We start from the raw sequence: 2,886 nt of genomic DNA, 5'->3' as shown, positions 1-2,886 counted from the left end.
TCCTGTCGCTGCAAGCACTTGGCTATGACGGTGGCGAATCTTGTCATAATACATCAATTGAACTTTTTAGACCACAAAGATAAGTCAAAGAACGCTTTAATCAATTATTCGATATAAACTCTAATATTAATAAAGCCACTTATTAGAGACGATAATGTACATTTAATTGAAAAAGGAATAGCTCGTTCCTGCAATATTATTAAAGAAAAAGAGGTTATATCGTGGTTTAGCAAAGAAGGTGAATTAGTGTTCTCCACCAATAGTTTTTATGGTAAAACCGAAGGGTCTGAAAATGAAAGAGTACAGACTCTTGAAGACTCGTTGCTTTACTATATTAAAATATCAGATTTAGAAAAACTCTGTCTTTCTTATATTGAAATATTAAAATTGGATGAGATTGTTGCATCAAAAAGCATTTGTTGAAATGGAAAGAAGACTGATATATCGTTTGTATATGTCATCCGAGGAAAGATACAGTGATTTGTATTCCAAAAATCCAGAATTATTTCAACGGGTTAACTTGGGGTATATCGCTTCTTATCTTGGAATTTCTCTGGTTACATTATGGAAATTAAGAAAGAATATTAAGTAATTAAAGAAATGATAGTTTACTGTAGCAGCTGTTTTGCATAATACTATATAATAGTTTAGCTTTGTGGCAGAACTTAATAAGAACAAAGTTATGTCACAAAAAAACTCAACTCAATCTACTAGAATCATTTGGCTTGATATTCTAAGAATGTGTGCCATATTTATGGTTATATGTATTCACTGCTCCGATCCGTTTAATGTTTCTCCAGAGGCTCGCTCAAATCCAGAATTTAATTTATGGGGAAGTATTTACGGATCTTTTCTTAGACCCTGTGTACCTTTATTTGTCATGACTACAGGCATATTATTACTGCCTGTGAAAATGTCTTTTGAAGGTTCCTATAAGAAAAGACTGCTCAGAATAGCCGTTCCATTTCTATTGTGGTCAGTGTTATACAATCTTTTTCCATGGGTGACTGGTTTTCTTGGACTGCCACAAGGTTTTATATCTGAAGTTTTTGCTTATGCTCCGGCAGATGCATCACAAACGTTTAGTGACGCAATCAAGAATATTGCTCTTATACCTTTTCAATTTAACACCTATACTGTACCGATGTGGTATCTTTATATGAACTATCATTGGCGGTTTATATGAGCCTAAAGATGAATCTAAATTAAATGAATTGGTAAAAATCCAAATGTGCACATTCTCTAAGAAAAATGAGAATGGCATAGAGGTAGAAGGAGCTATTACTTTGAATGGTATGTTGAAGCCTTTGCCTTGTATATTCAATGGTATTACTATTGATCATAAATATGAAATTGGAAAAGGCATTAAATATATATGGCTTGTAAAGAAAACAGAGCTTGGTAGATTCGAAGAATATACAGAAGATAGTTTAAACGGCAAATACCGAGATAAAGGAGAGGAGCTTTTTGAACAGAAAAAATACGGTGAAGTTGTAGAGTATTACTCTAAAGAAGGTATCAATCAGCCTTGGAGTAAGTTTTATTCTGGAGTTTCGTTATTTAACTTAGGACTTAAAAATAGCATTGGAGCAAGTATGCTATCTGAATATATTGAGAATAATCAGTTCTCAATGTATGAATTTTCAATAGAACAGGGTTCTACATTTGATTTGGAACTTTCTAAAAAGCAATACTTAGCTGCTATTAATTTGTTGAAGGCCTATTTAAAAGAAGATGAAACATTCAAGGAGCAAGCTGACACTCATATCAGTATATGTAATTCACATATCGAAGATTTACCTAAATTAAATAAAAGATACAATGATGCAATATTGAAACTTGAGAAAATAAAACAAGATGAAATAAAACGTCAACGAGAAGCTGCACTTCAGGCTCAACAGCAGCGTACGGAATTTATGCTTGGTATTCTGAATATTTTTGCAAACTCATTGTTAAAAGCATCCTCTCCTTCATCATCTTCTGGAAGCGGTAATGTTGGTGGAGGATATGTAGTTCCTTCAAGTACTTCTTCATCAAAAGGTACAACTTCTAATAATTCGTCAAAGATAGCATATTGGGAAAATAGACGGTCTGATGCTGTAAGAAGGCTTAATCAGTACGAGGAACAATTGAGTAAAGACCCTAATTCCTCTTATTATAAACAAATGATCCGTGATATGAGGAATGAAATTAATAGTTGCGATGACCAGCTTCAGTTTTTAAGAAGTCATTAATGACACATAATTTTTTTGGCAAAATGAGGATGTAAATTAAACTGTGTCAGCAAAGAATAAAATATTAACTTTGCTAACACAGTTTTTTTATGAAAAAAGAATTTGATTTTGAGAGTTTCAAGAACAAGGCAATTGAACAGCTAAAAGCGGGTAATCCCTTGTTGGGTAAAGACGGTGGATTTTGGTAGTGTCTTCTATTTTTGGATTGGTGATGGCATTATTGGGGTTGTCCAAGTTGCTTAATATTGGACTGATGTATGCTTTTTGAAGAAGTTGGTTCCACTGTTGGGGATACACTTTTGTACCTAGGGTAAATTTATGCGATTTTCCTTTTATTCTTACGGCAAAGAATAGTGGAGTTGCTTTCTTTCTTTTAGGGGTTTTCAGGAAGAATCTTCCATTCAATTCTTCAGGGAAAAACTGTTGGCTCATCAGTGTCGAAGTTTTCCCTCATTATCAGCGGTTTATCGAAAAATGAGGGAACAATTTTGGAGAACAAAATAGGGGAATTCACTCTCAAAGAGGGGCTCAGTATAAAATCTTGGGGGATTAACAATAGTAATCTTTTTAAGCATATACATTGGCTAGCCTGAAGAGAAAGAATCTTGTATCCACGACTCCTCTGAATGATGCCCTGAATGCTTTTATCTTT

Annotated in this window: 2 protein-coding genes and 1 pseudogene; all 3 read left to right on the top strand. The window is 33.7% G+C overall.

The genetic code is table 11. The features are described 5' to 3' along the window. Positions 1 to 655 precede the first annotated feature (655 nt). Positions 656 to 1,186: an acyltransferase gene (locus H3001_RS19590; RefSeq protein WP_317170798.1), complete on the top strand. Its 531-nt coding sequence runs from the start codon at positions 656 to 658 to the stop codon at positions 1,184 to 1,186. A gap of 28 nt (positions 1,187 to 1,214) precedes the next feature. After that, on the top strand, positions 1,215 to 2,234 hold the full coding sequence (locus tag H3001_RS18900) for a hypothetical protein (protein ID WP_246368717.1): 1,020 nt from the start codon (positions 1,215 to 1,217) through the stop codon (positions 2,232 to 2,234). A gap of 89 nt (positions 2,235 to 2,323) precedes the next feature. Beyond that, positions 2,324 to 2,416: pseudogene (locus tag H3001_RS18895) on the top strand (transposase); the annotation flags it as partial. Positions 2,417 to 2,886: the final 470 nt, after the last annotated feature.

Source organism: Phocaeicola faecicola (assembly GCF_013618865.1).
In the GTDB taxonomy this organism is placed as follows: Bacteria; Bacteroidota; Bacteroidia; order Bacteroidales; family Bacteroidaceae; genus Phocaeicola; species Phocaeicola faecicola.
The sequence above is the reverse complement of the archived record's forward strand: the minus strand, read 5'-3'. Positions and strand labels throughout refer to the sequence as shown.